We start from the raw sequence: 21,195 nt of genomic DNA on the forward strand, positions 1-21,195 counted from the left end.
ATGCAGCGAACTATGGACGCCGCGCTCACCATTCAAGCACTGCGGGAAGAGTCATGACTTCTGTATAAGGAAATGGGTTGGTGCTGGTCGCCAACAAGGATCTTCCTGTCTCCAACCTGAAGCAACTTGTGGACTACGGCAAATCGCAAAAGGACGGACTCGTATTTGCCTCTTACGCTGCCGGATTAAAGGGCCACACCTCGGGCATACTGCTCGGACAACTCACCCATGTGCCAATGCGGCACGTAGGCTACAAGGGCTCTCCTCCCGCATTGAACGACCTGATGGGTGGACATGTGCCGCTGATGTTCGATGGGGTGACTACCTCGTTGCCGCTGATCAAGGCGGGGAAGATCAAGGCGATTGCGGTGGCCTATCCGACCCGGATTGCGGGATTGGCGGATGTTCCGACGTTCAAGGAGCTTGGCTACCCGCAGCTGGCGCAGGCAGGCTGGTTCGCTGTCTGGTCCCGCCCGGATGTCGACCCGGCGGTCCAGCAAAAGATCCGCGAGGCCACGCTGGCATATTTCAAGCAGCCCGCCGTGCAGAGTCGCATCAGGGACATGGGCATGGAGCAGGGCGATCCCTCCACCTCGGAGGAGATGATGACGGACCTGAAGCACGCATACCAGCAACAGGCCGCGCTGCTGAAGTCGATCAACTACCAGCCGGAATAATTGGAAGATGCGGTGAGGGAACTCGCCACGGCTGCTCCGGCGTGCTTGGCACAAGCATCGGTCTGCGCATGCGGAACGGCCGATCCGGCGAGTTCTCATCGGGGGAGGGGCAGGTCCTGTCCTTTACTCCCGGCTTCGTTCAGGAGAACTCGCGAATAAGCGCTTCCGCCTGCGGCCATTCACCATAGCCGGAAGCTGGATTCAGATGCCCGACTTCGCCGAGTTCGACGAAGCGGCTTCCCCACGCCTGCGCCAGTTCACGGGCGCGATCGAGACGAGTCAGCGGATCATTGCTGCTTGCCGCAACGATGCTCGGAAACGGCAAGGTGGCGCGAGGGATCGGCAGCCAGCCATGATCGCGCAGTGTGTCGATCGCCGGGTAGCCTGCCGGCATAGGCGTCTCGAGGTCCGCGGGTGCCGCAAGCAGTGCGCCAAGAATCTCGCGTTCAGTGCCTCGCGCCGCCCAATGGGCGACCATCATCGCGCCTGCGCTATGCGCCACGATAATGACCGGCCCTTCGATAGTAGCCAGGGCACGCTCGATCGCATCGACCCGGGCAGTGCAGCTCAGCTTGTCTTGTTCAAGTGGGGCGACGGAGACCACGCGAGGCAGCTTTGCTGCCAGCAGGGTCTGCCAGTGTTCCGGCACATGGTCACGCAGGCCGGGGACGATGAGAACGGTTGGTGTCATAGAGTGCATGTCAGGCTTTCAATATGGCGCGTCACCCATGATGGCGGTTCGCTCCATCTTTCGGTGGCACGGGGGGTAGTCCATCACTGCATAGTGCTGGGTCGAACGGTTGTCCCAGAATGCGACGCTGTTTTTCTTCCAGCGGAAACGCACCTGGTATTCGGGAATGCTGGCCTGGCTGACCAGATAGTTAAGCAAATTGCTGGCGCCCGGCGCCTTGTCCAGTCCGAAGCGCACGTTAGCCGGCACGTTGTAATTGGTGAAGTGCGTCGTAAAGCTTCCGTTGACGAACAGTACTTTCTCTCCGGTTTCCGGATGCGTGCGCACAACCGGATGCTCGGCGTCGGGGTACTGAGCCTTCAGCGCAAGTCGCTTTTCGATCGGCATCGCAGCCCCGAAGCTCGACTCGATGCTATGGCGCGCGCGCAATGAGGCGATCTTCGTCTTGATCTCCTCGGGCAACTGGCTATAAGCCTCGACCATGTTGACCCACATCGTGTCGCCGCCCACAGGCGGGCATTCAATGCAGCGCAGCACGCAGGCTAGCGGAGGCTTCTCGCGCCAGGTGGCATCGGTATGCCAGGAATTCTCGTTGCGATCCGGCGGACTGTCCGGGGTCTTGTAGATTTGCACCAGTCCCGGGTGATCCGGATGGCTGCCCACCACCGGATGGTCTTCAAGCTGGCCGAAGCGGCTCGCAAATGCAACGTGCTGCGCGCGCGTGATGTCCTGGTCGCGGAAGAACAGCACACGATGCTTGAGCAGCAGCGACCGGATTTCGGCCATCTGCTCGTCGTCCTCGGCAGCCACACCCAGATTGACGTTGCTGAGCTCTGCGCCGATCGTGCAAGTCAGGGGCTCGACGCGGATCGAACTGCTCAGAGAGGTGGCGCGCAGCACTGCGGGTGCCGCCGTTGGGGAGTGATTCATGATTGTGATCTCCAGTGGTCGATCAGGCCGATTAACCCTTGTGAGTTTGGATGTTGCGGGCTTCTTCCGCTTGACGGGAGGCGACAAGCATTTGCCATTTCATGGCACGGCCATGCTCAGGTTCCTCAATCTCGTCCGGGCGACTGCGCCGCGTATTTGTCATAAGTGGATCGCGAAGCCGACGGCAAAGGCAGCAAGCGCTTGTCCATGTTCAATGAACTGATCGCCGGGGTACGCGCCCGCGTGCCGGAGATGATCATCCAGGTGGGCGGCTCCATCAGCTTTGCTCCCGAGAGCGACGGCGCGGCGGCCAAATGGCTGTCCGACGACACGCGACACATGCTGGCTGAACTCGATCCGAAGCCCGACCAGGTGACGGTGACCGTCAACACCACGCAGATGAACGTGACAGAGCACGCCGGCATCGATGACTTCAAGGGGGTATCGCGCGGGTTCCCGCACCTCTACGGGACCTACAAGGACATGATCGTGCCCTCGAATCCGAGCTTTATCGAGGAGCATATCCGGCGTCTGACGGCTGCTGGAATTCAAAGCGAGTTCCAGGTCTACAACATCAACAGCTTCGAAACGATTGAACGCCTGATTCGCCGCGGCGTTTACAAGGGGCCGCTAGTGATGAACTGGGTGGCTATCAGCGGCGGCATGGATCAGGCGAACATCTACAACCTGGCCAACATGCTGCGTGCCGTGCCCGACGGTGCCGTGGTCACGGTGGAAAGCTCGGTGCTCAATGTGCTGCCCATCAATATGATCGGCATGGCATTGGGCCTGCATGTGCGCTGCGGCATCGAGGATGTGCTGTGGAATCAGACCCGCACGGGCAAGATGAGCTCGGTGGAGCAGATCAGGCAATTGGTGCGTATCGCCGGCGAATTCGGTCGCCCCATCGCGACAGCGAAACAGGCACGCGAGATCTGCAAGATCGGCGTGTTCTACGACACGGCGGAAGAGACGCTTCAGGCCAATGGCTTCGCGCCAAACCGTAACGGTGGAAACCAGGGGTTCCTGCGCAAGCCGGACTGAAGGTCAGGGGGGCTGACATCCGTCCTGCATGGGGCGCGCGGCGGGATCGCGCAACGCCCCATGGGCTTGCGCGGCGGGACCGCGCGGTGGCGCTCGTGCCGTCATTGGCCCGGAGAAACCCTGGACAAGCCGTGGGCGACCGCGGGGATGTCTCCGCCGGGCAGGGTGGGGGCATTCATGGCGCTGCCGTGGGCAGTCCCCGCCGTTGGCCTGGCTGGCTTCAACGTGGCTGTCCGGCGCCTTGCCCGCCGACGCGGCATCAATAGTTCATCGTCACGTTCAGCATGGCTACCCGCGGATTGCCCACGGGCAACACGTTATTGTTCAGGCCGCCTGCGTAGTACATCTTGTCGAACACGTTCTTGACGTTGAAAGCCGCGCGCCAGTGCGATGCCACGTAGCCGACGGCAAGATCGGCCACGGTGTAGCCCGGCACGGTGTAGTTGAAGCTGTAGCCGCGCTTGGCGCTCTCGCCGCGCAGGCCGGCACCGACGTACCAGCCGGCCAGCGCGCCACGGAAGCGGTACTGGCCCCAGGTCGAGAAGCTGTGCCGGGGCACGCTGTTCAGCGGCTTGCCGACGTTCGCGGCCGTAGTGTCCTGCGTGACTTCGCTTGCGATGTAGGCATAGGCCAGCGACACGCTGAAGCCATTGCCAAGATCCTGTGTCAGTTCCGCTTCCAGTCCGCGCGATCGCTGTTCGCCCACGGCCGTGCTGAAGCCAGGGTTGACCGGGTCGCTGCTGAGCACATTGGTGCGTGTCAGGTCGAACGCGGCCAGCGTCAGGAGGCCGGTCTTGCCAGGCATGTCGAACTTGACGCCCACTTCGTACTGGCGGCCCTTCTCTGGCTTGAAGGTGGCGCCGCTGACGTCGGTGCCGGCGTTGGGCAGGAACGACGTGGCGAAGCTTGCGTACGGTCGCGCCCAGTGCGTCAGGTCGTACATCACGCCCGCGCTGCCGGTGACGGCGTTGTTGTCGTTCACGGTACGCGACGACGCCAGCCGGTCCGTCGTGCCCGTCCGCGCGGATTCGTAGCGCACGCCGCCAGTCATGGTCCAGCGCTCGGCAATACGGATCTGGTCGCGCAGATAGAGACCGACGGCGTCCAGCGTATCGGTCGCATCCACGCTATAGGCGGACGGACAGTTGATGCTCGCGCCATAGACCGGGTTGTAGACGTTCAGCGCGGCCACGCGACACGTCTTCTGCAGGCGGTCTTCCTTCGTATGACGGTAGTCGATGCCGAAGGTCACGCTGTGGGCGTGCCCCGTGAACGCGAAGGTCCGCTGCATGTTGGTGTCAACACCGAACGAATTTCCCGAGAAGCTCTGCTGCGTGCCACTGCGGTTCATCGACTGGCTGTCGACGGCCATCGTGCCGGCCGACACGAGCGTGCCGTTCAGCGACGACGTCTGGTAGCGCAGGTTCTGGTTCAACGTCCAGCCGGAGTCGAACCGGTGCGCCAGCGCGTAACCGATGCGGTTCTGCTCGCCGTCATAGGACGGCGCATCCGGCTCGCCGATGAAGCGGTTGGCCGGCACCACGCCATTGCGGTTCGGCACCAGCGTGCCATTCACGGGCAGGCCTTGCTGGCGCACATAGTTGCGCTGGTTGTGGCTTGCCAGGATCGTGAAGTCCGTGCGACTGCCAAGGTCCAGCGTCAGCGACGGCGCGATCCAGCGGTTGCGATACCAGACATAGTCGGTGGGATCGTCGCTGTTCATCATCAGCGCATTCAGGCGGAACGCAGCCTTGCTATCGCTGGCCAGTGGCGTTCCCACGTCGACAGTCATCTGCCGGAAGCCGTAGTTGCCGACAGTCAGGCCCGCTTCGCCGAACAATTCGGCACGCGGGCGCTTGCTGACCATGTTGACCAGGCCGCCCGGCTGTACCGCGCCGAACAGGATCGAGCCGGGTCCCTTGAGGACTTCCACGCGTTCCACGCCGAACAGCTCCTGCGCCACGCGGTTGTTGCTGTCGACGAGCAAGCCGTCGGCAAAAATCGATTCCGATGCACGCTGGCCGCGGATGATGAAGTCGTCCCAGCCGCGCCTGCCATAGACGTTGGTGACCACGCCGGCGGAATTCTGCAGCGCATCGCTGAGGTTCTGCGCCTGCTGGCTGTCGAGCAGATCGCGCGTAATGACGGTGATCGATTGCGCGGCGTCTGCCGCTGATTGACCCGACTTGGTCACGTCGGCCGGCCGCCGCGTGGCAAAGCCGACGTCGGTTTGGCCGTCGCCGGCGGCGCTGACCGTCACGGATGGCAGCGTGGTCAGATCTTCGGTGGCGTGGGAGACAACGGGAGGCAGGAGCAGGGTACTGACGGCGGCGGGTATGGCAAGACGGCGGACAAGCATGACGGCCCAGGGCGGAAGGAAAGAAAGCTTCGCATCATAAATGAGAAGTATTCTTATTTCCACTCGACCGGGCGCTTCTACGCGGGAACCATTTCACGTTCGTGAAAGTTCTGACTCTCTATGCCGGGGCCAATTCGAGAGCCAGCCGCAAATGCCTCACGCGACGTCCGGCGCTTCCACCAGCGCCATCAGCGGCGCCATGCACGGGCTTGCCGCCGCCCATGTGCGATGTTCGTCCAGGATCTCCTGCAGCATGGCATGCGTCGTATCCGGGTTGGCGAGCACCACGCGGAAAACGGCAATCGGGCGCCCATCCCATTGTGACGACGTCAATTGCGTGCGCGATATGAACGAGCGGCCGGCATCACGCTGCATTTCCTGGATGCTGATGGTCAGCGCATCCAGCGCGTCCAGGATCTTCTCGCGCCGGTCCGCCGACGCCGTGGCCAGCGCGGCACGGACGGTCTCGGGCACATGGCGATAGGTCAGGATGCAGAGCTGCGGATGGCTGTCGAGCTCGAAATCCGGCTGCTGCGCAATCAGGGAAGCAAAGTAGTTGGCGTTATCGATGCTGCGATCGATCAACTGCGCCAACCCCTTGCGGCCGAGCAGGTGCAGGTTCGCATAGAGCATGACTGCCGCCGCGCCGCGCGATCCTTCGAGCGTATGGCGCCCCAGGTCCACCGAGCCCTTGCGCACGATGTAGTTCGCATGCTGGATGATTTCCCGCGTCCACGCCGGGCTCCGGAACAGCACCATGCCGGCACCCATCGGCACGTAGAACTGCTTGTGCGCATCGATGACGACGGAATCGGCACGCTCGATGCCCGCGAAGCGCCAGCGCTCGCGCTCCGACAGCAGCGTTGCGCCGCCCCATGCGGCATCCACGTGGAAATGGCAGCCGGCCTCTTCGGCAACATCCGCAATCGCGTCGAGCGGATCGACCGCGCCCGTCTCCGTCGTCCCCGCTATGCCGACGATCGCCATCGGCCGGATGTTGCGCTGCTGCAAATCACGCATGGTGTCGCGCAGCAGGTCAATGCGCATGCGACCATCTGCGTCGACCCCGACCGGCACCAGATTGTCGCGGCCGATGCCAAGGACATCCGCTGCCTTGCCCAACGAGTAGTGTCCGCGCTCCGAGACCACGATCGCGAGGCCATCATGGCCGTAATGGCGCAGCGCAGCCGCCAGTCCGGCGCGATGGATGCCGGCGAAACCATCACGCGCGCCCAGCAGGTTGTTGCGGCTCGCCCATAGCGCGGTCAGGTTGGCGACCGTGCCGCCCGAACAGAACGCGCCGAGCGCATGGTCGGCATCGTGCAGCCATCTCGCGTAGAAGGCGCTGTCCTGGGCAAACACCAGCTTGTGCAGCATGCCGATGACCTGGCGCTCGAGCCCCGTCAGCGCCCCCGACGTTTCGAGCTTCACGACGTTCTGGTTCAGCGCTGCCACCACCTTGGCCAGCGCAGGCATGAACGACGGCAGTGACGACGTCATGTGTCCGACGAACGTTGGCGATGCCACCGGCATCACGTGCCGGAACACGTCGTTGAGCAGATGATCGGCATGCGCTTGCGGCGATGTCGGAGTCTCGGGCAGCTCAACCGACGCGAACACCGCCGCGCGTGTGGCGCACGCGCCAATCGGATCAAAACTCTCGCCCGCAAAGAAATCCGCTGGATGCTCGGCGATCAATCGCTCGAGCGATTCGAATGCACCCAGATCCGCGTCGAACCACCGCAAAGGGCAGTCGTCGCCCCCGTCCGTGCTTTGTGAAGTCTCTACGCGAGAGATGTCCGGCTTCATTTGCATTACCCAATTCAGTCCCATAGCGCCATGGTGTGCCGGGCATTATGCCGGATCGGACGGATGCGGATGCTGCTCCAGAGCCGGAACCGCCTCTGAGTCCGGGGTCTGAACGTTCTGGTTCCCAAAAAGTAAAATCCCCACACTCTGGGAAAGTGTGGGGTTCTGGAGAGCGGAACCGGGTTTGGGGAGGTGTCCCCGGCCGGGATTTTCAGCCCTTACAGGGGGGCGCGGTCCGAGGCAATGTAGTACCTGGCGCCGTCCGTATAAGTGTCGAATTTGCCGCTTTTTGCGCCGTCAGTGTAGACATCGTACTTTCCAGACCGCGCGCCGTCCGTGTAAGTATCGAATTTGCCACTCTTGGCAAACACAGGAGCGGCCGCCAGGGTGGCAGCAAGTGCGGCGACAGCGACTAGGGCACGGCGATTGGTATTCATGGCTCACTCTTTCTTCAAACTGGTGAATGCCATTCCCTTGGGATTAGTGCTTGTTGCACCGCGGCATTCGATGAGTGCCATATTAGGGATTTCCCTTGGGGAGGTAAACCCTTACGTTCGCAATGATCGGTTTCAAAAGCCACAATAATCGGCCCTGAACCGGAAAAATTCTTGGCCGAGCGCGGTTGGCATGCGTGTTGGGGGCCGGCCATGGCAAATTGCCGGGTCTTCCGCACTTTGTGACGAGAGCGCATCCGGGCAGCGTGCTGCCGGGGTCGACGGCACGGCTTGCCGGCACGCAGGTCGCGCACCGGCTCCGGTATTTGTTGGAACCACCCGGACCGCCCAGGCGGGCGGGGACGCCGAACCGAATCAACGCGGCGCGCATTGCCCTCCGATTCCTAGCACGCCGCTGATGTCAGACACGCCGGTCTCAATCGAGGTGATGAACCCATCCGAACGGATCGGCGATCTTGCCGCGCTGGATGCCGGTCAGCAACGAGCGGAGGCGCTGTGTGACTTCGCCTTCCCCACCATTGCCGATCGTGAACTCCCCACCAGCATGACGCACCTGCCCGATGGCGGTGACGACCGCGGCCGTGCCGCAGGCGAAGGTTTCCTTGACCCGGCCACTGGCTGCATCTGCGCGCCACGTCTCGAAGTCGTAAGGTGTTTCGTTAACCGGAATACCCTCGTGCCCGGCCAGTTCGATGATCGAAGCGCGTGTAATGCCCGGCAGGATTGTCCCTGTTAATGGGGGCGTGCGCAGAGAGCCGTCATCCATCACGAAAAACACGTTCATGCCCCCGAGCTCCTCGATCCAGCGGTGCTCCGCGGCGTCAAGGAATACCACCTGGTCGCAGCCCTTGGCCGAGGCCTCGGTCTGCGCGATCAGGCTGGCCGCGTAGTTGCCGCCGCACTTGGCCGCGCCGGTGCCGCCAGGGGCCGCGCGGGTGTATTGATCCGACACCCAAACGGTCACCGCCGACTTGCCGGCCTTGAAATACGGGCCGACCGGGCAGGCGATCACGCAAAATATATATTCGGCCGCCGCGCGCACGCCGAGAAAACTCTCCGAGGCGAACATGAATGGGCGCAGGTAGAGGCTACCCTCGCTACCTGGAATCCAGGCACGGTCAATATCGACTAGCGCTCCCACGGCTTGCAGGAACGTGGCCTCGGGCAGCTCGGCCATCGACATCCGGGCAGCGGAGGCGCGAAAACGCCTTGCGTTCTCCTCTGGTCGGAACAGCGAGATCTTGCCGTCCTCGCCACGGTATGCCTTCATGCCCTCGAAGATTTCCTGCGCGTAGTGCAGCACTGCGCAGGCGGGATCGATCTGGAAAGGACGGCGTGCTTCGACCCTGGCGTCATGCCAGCCGCGGCCGTCGGTCCAACGGATCGTGACCATGTGATCGGTGAAAACCCGTCCGAAGGCCGGGTTCTCCAACTTGGCAGCGATCTCATCGGCGGGGGTGGGGCCGGGGTGAGGCTCTACGACGAACTGCAACTGATTTTCCGTGCTCATTTTTCCGTGTTCCGAGGATGTTGGGCCATATGGCCTGGCCGCCGCGATAGTGTCACCGGGGCGGGTGCCTTACAAGGGTGGAGAGCTATTCGCCAAAAAGCAACGCGCCGTCGCGCGCCCGACCGACAAGCCGGACGCGTTCGATCCTAGCCTGCAGCTTGCCGATTCAGGCTGCGGCCCTTTGCGCGCCACACCGATATTGGGCCCGCAACGCCGTCCGATAATGTGCTTCATTATGCGTATTTATGTCCGTCACGTGGACGAAACGGCGAATATCGTCCGGCAGTGAAGCCAGCGCGACGGCGGTGTCCAGTTGGTCGGCGCTCAGGGACGGCGCGAGCCTATCCACCATGGAGAGCTGGCGACGCGCTCGCGCGCCTTCTGCAGCATGGGCAGGTGAACCAGCGCCGGGGTGCCGCTCTGGCGGACGCGGCCTTTCTCGATGGTGTACTTGTCGTCCAGGCTGGCGTCGGCCAGCGCGTCGCGCAGCTTGGCGGGCAGTGTGGCATTCACGATGTCTGTCTCCGGATGCTTCTTTTGTCCGGAGGAGTGTAGGAAGCGCCCGCGCCATCGTAAATTCAAGAATTCCAACATCTGGTATCTTCAAAACGCATAGCGGACGGATGGGCATGCGATGACAATCGTGTCCTGGCTGGCCATCTTCACTTCCATGCAGAAAGCTTTGCTGCCTGATCGACGATGACAGCGAAGCGATCGACGTTCAGTGCATGGACGCGTTGGCTTCACTGTCGATCTGATCGCGCAAGCTCGCGAAGCGCTTCTCCACTTTGGCGCCGAATAGCGGATCGGCACTGGCCGGATCGGTGGCGGCAACTTCCGCCCAGTCTGCTTCCGTCAGAAACCGGGCGGCGCGCGGCATGACCTGTTTCTCCTCGGTGGACAGATGGTTGCGGTAGTACACAAGGTACATGGCGGCGGCCGCTTCCAGTGCCGCTCGCGAGGTGACAACTTCGCTCTGGGCTTCACGCAGGCGGTCGAGCAATTCCGCGCCGACCGTGGCGATCACGCGATGTTCCTGCAGTAGCCGGCTGATGATGATCCGCGTGCCCGGATCCCGTTCCACCAGCAGGGCGTAGGCGACATCCTCGCGGGGGTGGTGCACGCAATCGCCATAGTTGCGCATGTATTGGATGATCGTGGCCATCAGGCCGTAGTCGGGCTGCTCGCCCTGATGGAAGTTGCTGACCTGCTTTTCCAGCAGGTCGAGCAGTGAGGCGAAATGGATATGGTCGCTATGCCAGGCGGCAAGCGGTGTCGGGCCCGGGGTGGAAAGCGCGGCGGAAGCTGAGGTCGGAAGCGAGGTGACGATTGGGGTGGCCATGGCGCCCTCCAGGGAAGCTGGGCAAGCAGACCGTTGAGTCCGATACGATATCGGGACTCGCGGGGCCCTCAGTGACACAATAGTTTCCCTGCACGATTTGAGTCTGACGCAGATCAATGCGGCGCTAAGCGCTGACGCGGAAGTGCGCAAATGGCGGCTCGGGGGGATGCTGGAGTAGGGCGCGCAAGGGCGCATTTCAGCCCGGCCGCAGACCGTGGAATGCGTCATCCAATAGCTGCCGGATTTCCTTCTGGGCCAGCGGCCGCGGGTTCGGATACTGCGCCTGCAGCGCCAGTTCGCAGGCGCGGTCGAGATCCTTCTCGCGCATGCCAATATCGCGCAGCGCCACGGCAGCACCCAAAGAAGCGGCCAGGTCGAACACGGCCTGCGGGCCGGTGGCGTCAGGGCGGCCCAACGCGGCGGCAATCGCCGCCATCGCCTGGGGTGCCGCGGGCGCGTTGTAGGCCAGCGCGTGGGGCAGCACGATCGTGTGCGTCTCGGCATGGGGCAGGTTGTAGCTGCCGCCAAGCGTGTGGCACAGCTTATGATGCAGGCCAACAGTGGCGCTGCCCAGCACGGCGCCGCAGAGCCAGGCGCCATACAGCGCATCGCTCCTGGCCGCGCGCAGTTCGGCGCTGTCCCGCTCGCCACCGGCTGCCGCGATCACCGGAAGCGCACGTCCCAGCGCTGCGATGCCTTCCCGGCACATCCAGTCGCTGACGGGCGTCCGATCGCCCGCGTACAGCCCTTCGGCGGCGTGGGCAATGGCATTGATGCCGCTGGTCACGCTCATCGCCACCGGCAGGCCGAGGGTCAGGTCGGGATCGTAGACCACCGTCCGCGGGAGCACGCGTGCATCGCGCCCGGTACGCTTCAGGCCGCCTTCGGTCAGGCCATAGATCGGCGTCATCTCCGAGCCGGCGTAGGTCGTCGGGACGGCAACGATGGGCAAGTCCGATTCGAGGGCGATGGCCTTGCCAAGCCCGATGGTCGAGCCGCCGCCGATCGCCACCACGGCATCGGCGCCGAGCTCCGCCGCGCAGGACCGCGCCAGCCGCGCCTGCTCCACCGGCACGTGCATGACCGCGCCATCGAAGATGCCGGCGCAGCGCGCGCCCAGCACCTCGGCGGCGCGCTCGGCCAGGTCGCGTTGCTGGGGGGTGCAGAGCACCAGCAGCTTGCGTGCGTGCAGGGTGTCGGCTTCGGCGCCGAGCGTCGCGAGCGCGCCGGCACGGAACACGATACGCTGCGGGTGGGTCTGGTAGATAAAGGGTCGCATGATGTCAGGCACCTATTCAATGACGATATGGCGCGACTTGATCAGCCGGCCCCAGCGGACGGATTCTTCCCGTATCAGCTTGTTGGCCTGGGCACTGTCGCCGGCGATGACATCGAAGCCGCCGCCGCTCAGTACCTTGCCGATGGCCGGATCGCGCAGCGTAGCGTTGACTTCGGCGGCGAGCCTGCCGAGGACGTTGGGCGGCGTGCGCGCCGGCGCGATCATCGCCACCCACGAATAGGCCTCGAAGCCCTTGTAGGACTCCGCCACTGCCGGCACGCCCGGCAGGCGCGCGTCGCGCTGGGCGGCCGTCACGGCCAGTGCGCGCAGCTTGCCGGCCTGCACGTAGGGCATCACCAGCGGCAGGCTGGCGATCATCGAATCGACATGGCCGCCCAGCAGGTCGTTGATGGCCGGGCCGCCGCCCTTGTACGGGGTATGCGTGCCGCTGGTTCCCGCGGCCTCATGGAACAGTTCGGCCACCAGCTGGTTGGAACTGCCGGCGCCGACCGACGCGTACGACACGGCATCCGGCTTCTTCGCCGCCGCGACGTAGTCCTGCAGCGTCTTGTACGGCGAGCTGGCGGGGACGACCAGCACCATCGGCGAGCGGACCATGTACGAGACGCCGGTCAGGTCCTTCTGCGAGGCGTATGGCAGTTTCGGGTAGATATGCGACTCGGTGGCGAAGCCATCGAACACCATGCCGATGGTGTAGCCGTCCGGCGCGCTGCGCGCGATCTGTGCGGTGCCGATGGTGCCGCCCGCGCCGGCGCGGTTGTCGATCATCACCGGCTGCGCCAGGCGCTTGCGCAGGCCCTCGTGGATCTGCCGCGCCACCTTGTCCACGGTGCCGCCGGCGGCATAGGGCACGATCAGCGTGACCGGCCTGGCCGGCCAGGTTTCGGCGCGGGCAGTGGCGGGGGACATCGACGCGGCCGTCACCGTGATCAGCGCCGCTGCCGCCAGCCGTGGCAGCGCGAAGCGCCGGATCGTCGTTGCTGCGGTAGTCTCCATCGGGGTCTGCTCCTCTCAGTGATGGGGCCCGGCATGCTCCACTTTTGCTTTATTTGCTAAGAGCCAGCGCACCGGGATCGGTCACTGGATGTTAGACTGGGTCGCATCGTGCGGGAAGCCGGTTCGCCTGCGCAACGCCTTTGCGGAGATTGCAAAAATGGAGTTCAGCCGATTCGCGGAAAACCTGTCCATCTTCGTCGAAGTCGCCCAGTCAGGCAGCTTCTCGGCGGTAGCCCGCCAGCGCGGCCTGGTCGCGTCTTCGGTGGCGCGGCAAATCGATACGCTGGAGCGCGAACTGGGGGTGCCGCTGTTCACGCGCTCGACCCGGGCGCTGGTCCGCACCGATGCCGGCGAACTGCTGTTCGCGCGCGCCACGCGCATCCTGCATGAACTGAGCGATACGCGCGATGCCGTGACGGCGCTGGAGCAGGGCGTGAGCGGGCTGATCCGGGTCGCGTGCCTGCCCGCGTTCGGCCGGCGCCATGTGGTGCCGCACCTCGGCGCGCTGTACGCCCAGTATCCGCGGCTGACGGTGGAGCTGGCGCTGACCGAGCGCATCGTCGATCCCGTGGTCGAACGGTTCGATGTCGTGATCCGCGTCGGCCAGCAGGCCGACAGCTCGCTGGTTGCCCGTTGCATCGCCAGCCAGCGCTACATCATCTGCGCGACGGCCGGCTATCTGGCCTTGCATGGGCGTCCGGCGCATGCCGACGAGATCGGCAGGCACCGCCTGATCGACCGTGGCCACAGCACCAGCATGCGCGGCTGGCGTGAGCTGCTGACGCCGGCGCACGCCGCCGCGGCGACGTTTGCGCTCGAGTGTGACGACTGCGATGCGCGGCGGCTGTCGGTGCTGCAGGGCCTCGGCATTGCGCTGATGCCCGACTGGTCGGTCGGGCCGGATATCGGCGCGGGCAGGCTGGTGGAGCTGACGCTTGACGGCCTGCTGCCGCAGGCGCCCGGCGGCATCTACCTGCTGCGCGCCACCCAGCATGCCAGCGCGAAAGTGAAGGCTTTCTGCACCCACCTGACCGCCAGCATGGGCAGCCCGCCGACCTGGCAACAGGCGATGGCAGGGGAAGCCGTGCTGGCGTAAGACGGCCGGGGGGGCCGGTTTTCGCGATCTGCGCATAATTCGTCGACGGACGATTCGATGGATGGCATAGATCTTCGGTTCGGGATGACTAGTTGAGATGCAATCTGGCACTGACCGCCGGGATGACACTGGCAATCTCGGCAAAGACGCCTTAACCGAGCTGCCGATGACACCGGCGCCAATCACCACGACGTCGTATGCGTTCACAGATGCACCTTCCATTCAGAGGTTGTGTCGGAAATCTGGTGCAGGAGCAGCGGTGGGCCGGCTTACATAAGAGCAAGCGATTCTTGGCAGAATCGGAAGCAAACCTGGGTGCCTTTTGCGGCATGTTTCAGAGTGGATCGCCGTGCCAACGACATTCCTGGCCGAGGGTTGGCTGATAGTCGCCGCGAACTGCGCGCTCCTTTCGCGGATCGCAGGCCATATCACGTATCGTGGCGACGGCTCCTAGAATGAATAGGAGGCGCGTCCGTGTAAGGGGTTGGGGGTTGGGTCTGGCGCGCACTGATGAAGGAACGGAGTGCGACCATGCCGAACGAGACCGACTATGACTCCCTTGCCATGGAAGTTGAGCGATTCTGGACAGAGGACCTGGAAGGCAAGGGGCATGTCGAGGTACGAAGTTTCGATAATCCCGAATTCGTTGTCACGCTGCTGGCGGTGGCCAGGGACAGGAATGGCCGCTGCTGGCTTCGATGCAAGGACGGGACGAGGCGCTATTCCCTGCTATGGGGGCCCGCGCAGTTCTACTTTGCTGGCAGCCGCCCCGACGATGAATTGATCCGGCCGAAGCGGGCGAGGGAGCCGGGCCTGCTGGAGTGACAGCAGCACCGAGTCACGGTGCACGGATGGCGCCGCCCCCGATTCCCCGTGTCGCCGCCATTGAACCCATGATCGATCTTTCCCGACGGCTGCTCGTGACAAGCCTGAGCGCCTTGTTGCTGACCTGCGCCTTCAGCCAGGCCTATGGACAACAAGTTGTCAAAATCGGAGTGTCCGGTCCCCTAACCGGTATCAATGCCGCCAACGGGAAGGACATGCAGAACGGAGTTCGCCTGGCTCTCGAGGAAGCCAATGCGCAGCGAATCAGGCTGGGCGGCCAGGAGGTCCGTTTCGAGATCGATGCGGTAGATGACCAAAGCGACCCGCGGATCGGGGTCCAGGTCGCGCAGAAGCTGGTCGACGACGAGGTGGCCGCGGTGGTCGGCTACTACAACTCGGGCGTCGCCCTGCCGTGCGCGCCGATCTTCGCCAAGGCAGGGATTCCGATGATCCTTCCCGCGGCCTCCAATCCGGACATCACGCATCAAGGGCTGAAGACGGTCTTCCGCATCATTGCGACCGATACGCAGAACTCCGGGATGGCGGGAAAGTACGCTGTCAATGTCATGAAGGCGCAGCGCATTGCCGTGATGGATGACCGGACAGCGTTCGGCCACGGTGCGGTGGACGAATTCAAGCAGGCCGTCACGGCTGCCGGCGGCAAGATCGCGATAGCGGAATACACCAACGACAAGGCGATCGACATCAACGCACAGTTGACGACAATCCGGGGGGCGAACGCCGATCTGCTGTTCTTCGGCGGTGGCACCTACCAGGCCGCGCTCATCGTGAAGCGCATGAAGCAACTGGGCATGCGCGCCCAGTTCGTCGGCAGCGGTGGCATTGCCGACAGCATTTTTCTCAACGTGGCGGGTCGCGATGCGGAAGGTGCGATGGCCTGGGAATATGGGCGCCCGATCGAATCGCTGACGCGAGGCAAGGCCTTCATGCAGACGTTCAGGAAGCGCTTTGGCACGGACATCCTGACCTATTCCCCCTTTGCTTACGACGCCGCGTGGGTGGCGATCAACGCGATGAGGCAGGCCAATTCCGCGAAGCCGGCCGACTTCGTGCCAGCCCTGCGGGCCACGCAATACGAGGGCATTACCGGGAAGATTGCCTTCGATGCGAATGGCGACCTGAAGAATCCGACGTCGACGCTCTACCAAGTCAAGGATGGCCGCTGGATTGCGGTCACCACGGTCGGGGCCGAATGATGCGGCCCTAGCCGAGCTCGGCGAGCAGCACCCTGGCTGCGCGCAGGTCTGCTGTATCGAAGCCTTCGCTGAACCAGCCATAGCATTTTGCCAGCAAGGGCTGGGCCTCGGCCTGCCGGCCCTGCTGTTGCCACAGCCGGCCCAGGGACAACACGGCGCGCAATGCCAGGGACTGGGCCCCTTGCTCGCGGGCGATCGCGAGCGCACGCAGGAAGGAGGCTTCGGCGTCGCGGGCGCCCTGGCTTCCGTCCTCGGGGCGGCCCGGTGCCAGCAGCGTCAGCTCTCCCTTGAGCCGATGCAGTTCCGCCTCGTGAATCCGTTCGTCCGTCCGGTCTGCGACGTCCAGCGCCTCGTCCACTGCGGCAAGGCCTGCGTCGAGCTGTCCCGCCCTGGCACAGGTCTCGGCCAATAGCGCCAGGAAATGCGTTCGCAACAGCTCGGCGCCAGTGGCGCGGTAGGCGCTCAAGCCATTTCGGATGAGGTCAATGCCCTCCACCGTGCGCCCCTCTGCTGCCAGCGCCCAGCCCGTCAGTATGGTTCCGCAAGCCAGACCGTACGGCAAGCCATGGTCGGTGGCGAGGGCGACGAGCGCCTGGGCGAGTTCGTGGGCCGGCTGGATCTCGCCGCGGAACAGGCGGACCTCGGCGGCCGCGATCAGCGCATCCGCCGAGTCGGAAGGATGGGATGGGGTCCGGGCCAGGGCAAGCGCCTCCTGGCTGCGCACGCAGGCCTGGTCGGGATAGCCGAGCAGCCACAGGTCCATGGCCAGCAGCGCGAGCCCCTGCACGCCGGGTTCCAGGCCATAGACATAGGCATGCGAGCGATGCAGCTCCGGGTCATAGAGAGCCATGGCCTGTTCCAGCCGCTCACGGGCAGGAACCAGTTCGCCAAGATAGAACAGATTGGCGCCCAGGGCCCGGCGCGCCTGGACCTGCAACGCAAGCTCCTGCGCTTCTTCCGCCAGCCCAAGCAGCTGGTCCGCCAGCCCTCGCGCAGTCCGGAGTTCCGCACGGACCGTATAGAACGTGCGCAGTCCCATCAGGGCAGTAAACAACTGGGCCGTCTCGCCGAGTTGCCGGCACAGTGCCAGCGCGCGCGTGTAGGTCTCTCCCACTTCCGGGGCAGCAAAGCCTTTGGCGGCCATCCAGGCCGGACCGAGGGCAAGCTGGATAGCGAGTTCCTCGCGTGCGCGCTCCTGGCCATCCGGCAGCGAGGCGAGCAAGTTGAGCGCCATGGTGAGGTGGGTGACCGCCTCGGCGTCAGCCGAGCGCTGCACGGCCTGGCGCCCGGCACGATGCAGGTATTCCACTGCCTTCGGCGTATTGCCGCTGCGGCTGAAGTGATAGGCCAGCTCGCTGCAGTGCTCCTCGAGCTGGGCGCCGAACAGCGCCTCGACCGCCTGGGCGGTGCGTTCATGCAGTGCCCGGCGCCGCTCGCTCAGCAGGGAGCCGTAGGTCACCTCCTGCGTCAGTGCATGCTTGAAGCTGTATTCCACTTCCGGAAATGCCGGCTGCTCGTAGATGAACTCCCCGGCTTGCAGCCGCGCCAGCAGGGTCTTCGTCTTGTCCTCCGGTTGTTCGACGACGCGCACCAGCAGGCTCCAGGGAAATACCTTGCCGATCACCGCCAGGGTCTGCAGCAGCGCTTTCTCGGCAGGCTGCAGGCGGTCGATGCGGGCAGCGAGCACCCCCTGCACTGTGGCAGGGATGTGCAGCTTGCCCGGGACCTGCTCGAGGCGGTAGTGTCCGCGCTCGCCGCGCAGGATCTGCCCTTCGACCAGGTCCTGCACCACTTCCTCGATGAAGAAGGGATTGCCTTCGGTCTGCTCCAGGATCAGTTGCTCGAGCCGGCCAAGCCCGGCGGCGTCGCCGAGCAGGGCGCGCAGCAGTTCCCGCGCCTCGGCCGCGCCCAGGGGATCCAGGCGCAGCTGGGTGTAATAGCTCTTGCGGCTCCAGTCGTGCCGGTATTCCGGCCGGAAATTGACCAGCAGCAGGATGCGGGCGCTCGGCACGCTCTCGCCGAGGAAGCCCAGGAAGGCCTCGGTTTCGCTGTCGAGCCACTGCAGGTCTTCGATGATCAGCTCCAGCGGCTGGGTCAGGCTTTCGCGCACGAGCAGGCGCTTGATCGCTTCGAAGGTGCGTTGCTGCCGGACCTGGGTGTCCATCTGCGCCAGTGCCGAGCCCGGCTCGGCGGCGCCCAGCAGGTGGCAAAGATAAGGCAGGCTGTCTTCCAGCCCGCGATCCAGCGTGAGCAGCTTGCCGGTGAGCTTCTCGCGCCGCCGGCGCTCATCGTCCTGCGCGGTAATCTGGCAGTAATTCCGCAGCAGCTCGATCAGCGGCAGGTATGGATAGGCCTTGCCGTGGGAGACCGAGAAGGTTTCGAGCACCAGGCTATCGCGCGGCGCAAGCAGCTTGAACTCGTGGCAAAGCCGCGACTTGCCCACGCCGGGTTCGCCCACCAGGCCGACGATCTGCCCGTGCCCGGCCCGTGCCCGTGCGCGCGCTTCCTGCAAGGCTTCGAGCTCGCGGGTGCGGCCGACAAAGCGTGCCAGCCCGCGGCTGGCCGACACCTGCAGGCGGGTACGCAGCGGCCCGAGGCCGAGGACTTCGAAGACCGCGAGCGGCTCGGGCAAGCCCTTGATCGGCGTCGCGCCGAGCGCCTTGAAGGCGAAATAGCCTTCGGTCAGGTTGCGGGTGTGTTCGCTCGCAACGATCGACCCGGGCACGGCGATGCTCTCCATGCGCGAAGCAATATGGATCGAATTGCCCACCGGGTCGTAGTCGGTGTGCAGGTCCTTGATGCGGATCGTGCGCACCACGACTTCGCCGGAGTTGATGCCGACCCGGATCTGCAGGGCAATGCCCTGGGCGAGGCGCACGCCGTCGGCGTAATGGCGCATGGCTTCCTGCATGCGCAGCGCCGCCAGCAAGGCCCGCTGCGGATGGTCTTCGTTGGCGATCGGCGCGCCGAACAGCGCCAGGATGCCATCGCCCATCGACTTGGCCACAAAGCCCTCATAGTGGTGCACGGCCTCCATCATCAGCGCCAGTACCGGGTCGATCAGGCGGCGGGCATCCTCGGGATCGAGATCATGGATCAGCGCGGTCGAGCCTGCCATGTCGGCAAACAGCGCAGTGACCATCTTGCGCTCGCCGTCCGCCTGGCCGCGGGCTTCCATCTCTGCCTGCGCCGAGCGGATGCGCTCGGCCAGATAGGGCGGTGTGTAGTCGATGGGGGTGCTGGGCGCAGTTGCCGCGGCAGGCGGCGACACGCTCGAGGGTGCGCTTGCGAGAGCACTTAAGGGCGCGCCGCATTCGCTGCAGAACTTGGCGCTGGCAGCCGCCTCTTGCCCGCAGGCCGGGCAGACGCGACCCTGCCTGGCACCACATTCCTCACAGAACTTGGCACCTGTCGGATTCTCGAACCCGCAGCTTGCGCAGCGCATGGGGCTTATCCCACGGATGGGGCCAGCGACAGCCAACAATTCATCTTAAGGCGGGCAGGGCACGTCGAACAGGAGAGAGTGTGCTGGTTGGTTATGGGCGCACTGGATTGAGCATGCACCCGGCCGCGGGCCGACGTCCTATGTCTTCCGATCCGGCTTCGTGTCGAGGCCTGTGCATTATTCGTCGCGTGAGTCGGGGCTGGCGGGTTGGCGTTTACGCCCTGCGCCCGGCTGGCGAGGCGGAACGGTTGGATACAATCTGCGTTTGACGCATGCGGTCAGACATTCGACCGCGCCGTACCCGACGCCTGTGCCGCATGAGAACTACTGTAGACATCGTCATCTATCCCGGATTCAAGGCCATAGAAGCCGTTGGCGCCATCAATGTCTTCGACTATGCCAATACCCGTTTGCGGCAGCTCGGCTGTGATCCGAAGTACGAACTCCGGATCGTCGCACCGCATGCCGGCGCCATACAGTCCGATACGCTGATTTCGCTTGCGGCAGCGCGGTCGCTCGATGGCCTGCCGCCCGCCGATGTGGTGGTGATCGTGGGGGCCCGCGATATCGTCAATGTCCTGGCGGCGTGTGGCGCCGTCGTGGACTGGTGCCGCACGTCTGCCGACAGGATGAAAACCATAGTCGGGCTTTGCTCGGGGAGCTTTTTCCTCGCTGAAGCCGGCCTGCTTGGCGGCCGGCGCGCCGCCACCCACTGGAGCGTGGCGGAACTCATGCGGCAGCGGTATCCCGGGATACTGGTGGACGCAGACGCCATCTTCATTCGCGACGCGCATGTCTGGACGTCGGCCGGCGTGACCGCCGTGTTCGACCTGATCCTTGCCATGGTAGAGGAGGACCTGGGGCGCGATATCGCGCTGGCGGTGGCAAGAGATCTCGTCGTCTACCTGAAACGGCCGGGAGGCCAGTCGCAGTTCAGCGAACATCTGCTCAGCCAGATGACGGTCCATCCGAGGGTTCGCGATATCCAGGATTACATCCATCGCTCTCCCAAGGCGGATCTTTCGGTAAAGATGCTCGCGGCACGCTTTGCGATGAGTGAGCGGAATTTCTCCAGGGTGTTCCAGAAGGAGACCGGGCACGCGCCTTCGGCTTATGTAGAGCAGACACGGCTGGATGCGGCCCGGCGGCTGCTCGAAGACAGTGAGCAGCCGCTGAAATGGATCGCCATGGAAAGCGGCTTCGGGTCGGAGGCGAGGCTGAGGCAGACATTCCAGCGGCGGCTGAATGTCACGCCCGCTGCTTACCGCGAGCGCTTTGCCAGCACCGGTGTTGACGATGTCACCGGCGTAGCATGATGTGATCCAACCTGTCTGGCCGGCTTACAGCTGCCGTGCGTGGTGCCGGTAGAAGCGCTGCACGCCGCCATAACAGCCGTGTTGCGAGATCAGTTCCATCATGGCGCGCGCCTCAGTACAACACTACGGATCGGATCGACTCCCCGCGCTTCATCAGGTCGAAGCCCTCGTTGATGCGCTCCA

15 protein-coding genes and 3 pseudogenes are annotated in these 21,195 nt (G+C 64.3%); 6 read left to right on the forward strand and 12 right to left on the reverse strand.

The window, feature by feature from the left end; genetic code table 11:
* Positions 1-74: 74 nt before the first annotated feature.
* Positions 75-677: pseudogene (locus tag J8I34_RS30600) on the forward strand (Bug family tripartite tricarboxylate transporter substrate binding protein); the annotation flags it as partial.
* A gap of 139 nt (positions 678-816) precedes the next feature.
* On the opposite strand, the gene J8I34_RS30605 reads toward J8I34_RS30600, so the two are convergent.
* Both J8I34_RS30605 and J8I34_RS30610 read right to left on the reverse strand, forming a co-directional pair.
* Entirely contained in the window at positions 817-1,377 is a 561-nt protein-coding gene (locus J8I34_RS30605) for an RBBP9/YdeN family alpha/beta hydrolase (RefSeq protein ID WP_209807920.1), read from the reverse strand.
* A 9-nt stretch (positions 1,378-1,386) separates the two neighbouring features.
* Positions 1,387-2,298: a TauD/TfdA dioxygenase family protein gene (locus J8I34_RS30610; protein WP_209807931.1), complete on the reverse strand. Its 912-nt coding sequence runs from the start codon at positions 2,296-2,298 to the stop codon at positions 1,387-1,389.
* 171 nt (positions 2,299-2,469) lie between these two features.
* Between J8I34_RS30610 and J8I34_RS30615 the strand changes: the two are divergent.
* Positions 2,470-3,342 (forward strand): annotated as a pseudogene (locus J8I34_RS30615) (beta-keto acid cleavage family enzyme); the annotation flags it as partial.
* A 259-nt stretch (positions 3,343-3,601) separates the two neighbouring features.
* On the opposite strand, the gene J8I34_RS30620 reads toward J8I34_RS30615, so the two are convergent.
* The 8 genes from J8I34_RS30620 to J8I34_RS30655 form a co-directional block, all read right to left on the reverse strand.
* Entirely contained in the window at positions 3,602-5,701 is a 2,100-nt protein-coding gene (locus J8I34_RS30620; RefSeq protein WP_209807925.1) for a TonB-dependent siderophore receptor, read from the reverse strand.
* Between the two features lie 156 nt (positions 5,702-5,857).
* On the reverse strand, positions 5,858-7,534 hold the full coding sequence (panP, locus tag J8I34_RS30625) for a pyridoxal-dependent aspartate 1-decarboxylase PanP (protein ID WP_371748171.1): 1,677 nt from the start codon (positions 7,532-7,534) through the stop codon (positions 5,858-5,860).
* A 194-nt stretch (positions 7,535-7,728) separates the two neighbouring features.
* Complete coding sequence (locus J8I34_RS30630; protein WP_029049643.1) at positions 7,729-7,947, reverse strand: hypothetical protein; 219 nt, start codon at positions 7,945-7,947, stop codon at positions 7,729-7,731.
* Positions 7,948-8,380: 433 nt separating this feature from the next.
* Entirely contained in the window at positions 8,381-9,475 is a 1,095-nt protein-coding gene (locus J8I34_RS30635; protein ID WP_209777575.1) for a branched-chain amino acid aminotransferase, read from the reverse strand.
* Positions 9,476-9,799: 324 nt separating this feature from the next.
* On the reverse strand, positions 9,800-9,988 hold the full coding sequence (locus tag J8I34_RS30640) for a hypothetical protein (RefSeq protein ID WP_029049641.1): 189 nt from the start codon (positions 9,986-9,988) through the stop codon (positions 9,800-9,802).
* A 208-nt stretch (positions 9,989-10,196) separates the two neighbouring features.
* Positions 10,197-10,817, reverse strand: coding sequence for a hemerythrin domain-containing protein (locus J8I34_RS30645; protein ID WP_209777574.1), 621 nt, complete (start codon positions 10,815-10,817; stop codon positions 10,197-10,199).
* Between the two features lie 196 nt (positions 10,818-11,013).
* Positions 11,014-12,096, reverse strand: coding sequence for a maleylacetate reductase (locus J8I34_RS30650; RefSeq protein ID WP_209777573.1), 1,083 nt, complete (start codon positions 12,094-12,096; stop codon positions 11,014-11,016).
* A 12-nt stretch (positions 12,097-12,108) separates the two neighbouring features.
* Positions 12,109-13,113: a tripartite tricarboxylate transporter substrate binding protein gene (locus tag J8I34_RS30655; RefSeq protein WP_209777572.1), complete on the reverse strand. Its 1,005-nt coding sequence runs from the start codon at positions 13,111-13,113 to the stop codon at positions 12,109-12,111.
* Positions 13,114-13,270: 157 nt separating this feature from the next.
* Here J8I34_RS30655 and J8I34_RS30660 point away from each other — a divergent pair, with 157 nt between their 5' ends.
* The 3 genes from J8I34_RS30660 to J8I34_RS30670 all read left to right on the forward strand — a co-directional run bounded on the left by J8I34_RS30660 (position 13,271) and on the right by J8I34_RS30670 (position 16,251).
* Positions 13,271-14,209 (forward strand): LysR family transcriptional regulator, encoded by a 939-nt coding sequence (locus J8I34_RS30660; protein ID WP_209777571.1) that lies wholly within the window; start codon positions 13,271-13,273, stop codon positions 14,207-14,209.
* Positions 14,210-14,740: 531 nt separating this feature from the next.
* Positions 14,741-15,034, forward strand: a complete 294-nt coding sequence (locus J8I34_RS30665; RefSeq protein ID WP_156914477.1) for a hypothetical protein — start codon at positions 14,741-14,743, stop codon at positions 15,032-15,034.
* 68 nt (positions 15,035-15,102) lie between these two features.
* Positions 15,103-16,251: a branched-chain amino acid ABC transporter substrate-binding protein gene (locus J8I34_RS30670; RefSeq protein ID WP_209777570.1), complete on the forward strand. Its 1,149-nt coding sequence runs from the start codon at positions 15,103-15,105 to the stop codon at positions 16,249-16,251.
* 7 nt (positions 16,252-16,258) lie between these two features.
* On the opposite strand, the gene J8I34_RS30675 is transcribed toward J8I34_RS30670, so the two are convergent.
* On the reverse strand, positions 16,259-19,696 hold the full coding sequence (locus J8I34_RS30675; protein ID WP_209807927.1) for an adenylate/guanylate cyclase domain-containing protein: 3,438 nt from the start codon (positions 19,694-19,696) through the stop codon (positions 16,259-16,261).
* A gap of 272 nt (positions 19,697-19,968) precedes the next feature.
* On the opposite strand from J8I34_RS30675, the gene J8I34_RS30680 reads away from it, so the two are divergent.
* A complete protein-coding gene (locus tag J8I34_RS30680; RefSeq protein ID WP_371748172.1) occupies positions 19,969-21,012 on the forward strand; it encodes a GlxA family transcriptional regulator in 1,044 nt (347 codons plus the stop codon).
* 112 nt (positions 21,013-21,124) lie between these two features.
* Here the strand turns inward: J8I34_RS30680 and J8I34_RS30685 are convergent.
* Positions 21,125-21,195, reverse strand: a pseudogene (locus J8I34_RS30685) (zinc-binding dehydrogenase); the annotation flags it as partial.

This window comes from Cupriavidus phytohabitans (assembly GCF_017815025.1).
Classification (GTDB): domain Bacteria; phylum Pseudomonadota; class Gammaproteobacteria; order Burkholderiales; family Burkholderiaceae; genus Cupriavidus.

Bases quoted from the DNA above. Each gene is read 5' to 3' on its own strand.
- J8I34_RS30650 (WP_209777573.1), bottom strand. From the start codon at position 12,096: ATGCGACCCTTTATCTACCAGACCCACCCGCAGCGTATCGTGTTCCGT.
- J8I34_RS30655 (WP_209777572.1), bottom strand. From the start codon at position 13,113: ATGGAGACTACCGCAGCAACGACGATCCGGCGCTTCGCGCTGCCACGG.
- J8I34_RS30665 (WP_156914477.1), top strand. From the start codon at position 14,741: ATGCCGAACGAGACCGACTATGACTCCCTTGCCATGGAAGTTGAGCGA.
- J8I34_RS30620 (WP_209807925.1), bottom strand. From the start codon at position 5,701: ATGCTTGTCCGCCGTCTTGCCATACCCGCCGCCGTCAGTACCCTGCTC.
- J8I34_RS30670 (WP_209777570.1), top strand. From the start codon at position 15,103: ATGATCGATCTTTCCCGACGGCTGCTCGTGACAAGCCTGAGCGCCTTG.
- J8I34_RS30605 (WP_209807920.1), bottom strand. From the start codon at position 1,377: ATGCACTCTATGACACCAACCGTTCTCATCGTCCCCGGCCTGCGTGAC.
- J8I34_RS30645 (WP_209777574.1), bottom strand. From the start codon at position 10,817: ATGGCCACCCCAATCGTCACCTCGCTTCCGACCTCAGCTTCCGCCGCG.
- J8I34_RS30660 (WP_209777571.1), top strand. From the start codon at position 13,271: ATGGAGTTCAGCCGATTCGCGGAAAACCTGTCCATCTTCGTCGAAGTC.
- J8I34_RS30675 (WP_209807927.1), bottom strand. From the start codon at position 19,696: ATGCGCTGCGCAAGCTGCGGGTTCGAGAATCCGACAGGTGCCAAGTTC.
- J8I34_RS30680 (WP_371748172.1), top strand. From the start codon at position 19,969: ATGCGGTCAGACATTCGACCGCGCCGTACCCGACGCCTGTGCCGCATG.
- J8I34_RS30630 (WP_029049643.1), bottom strand. From the start codon at position 7,947: ATGAATACCAATCGCCGTGCCCTAGTCGCTGTCGCCGCACTTGCTGCC.
- J8I34_RS30610 (WP_209807931.1), bottom strand. From the start codon at position 2,298: ATGAATCACTCCCCAACGGCGGCACCCGCAGTGCTGCGCGCCACCTCT.
- J8I34_RS30635 (WP_209777575.1), bottom strand. From the start codon at position 9,475: ATGAGCACGGAAAATCAGTTGCAGTTCGTCGTAGAGCCTCACCCCGGC.
- panP (WP_371748171.1), bottom strand. From the start codon at position 7,534: ATGGGACTGAATTGGGTAATGCAAATGAAGCCGGACATCTCTCGCGTA.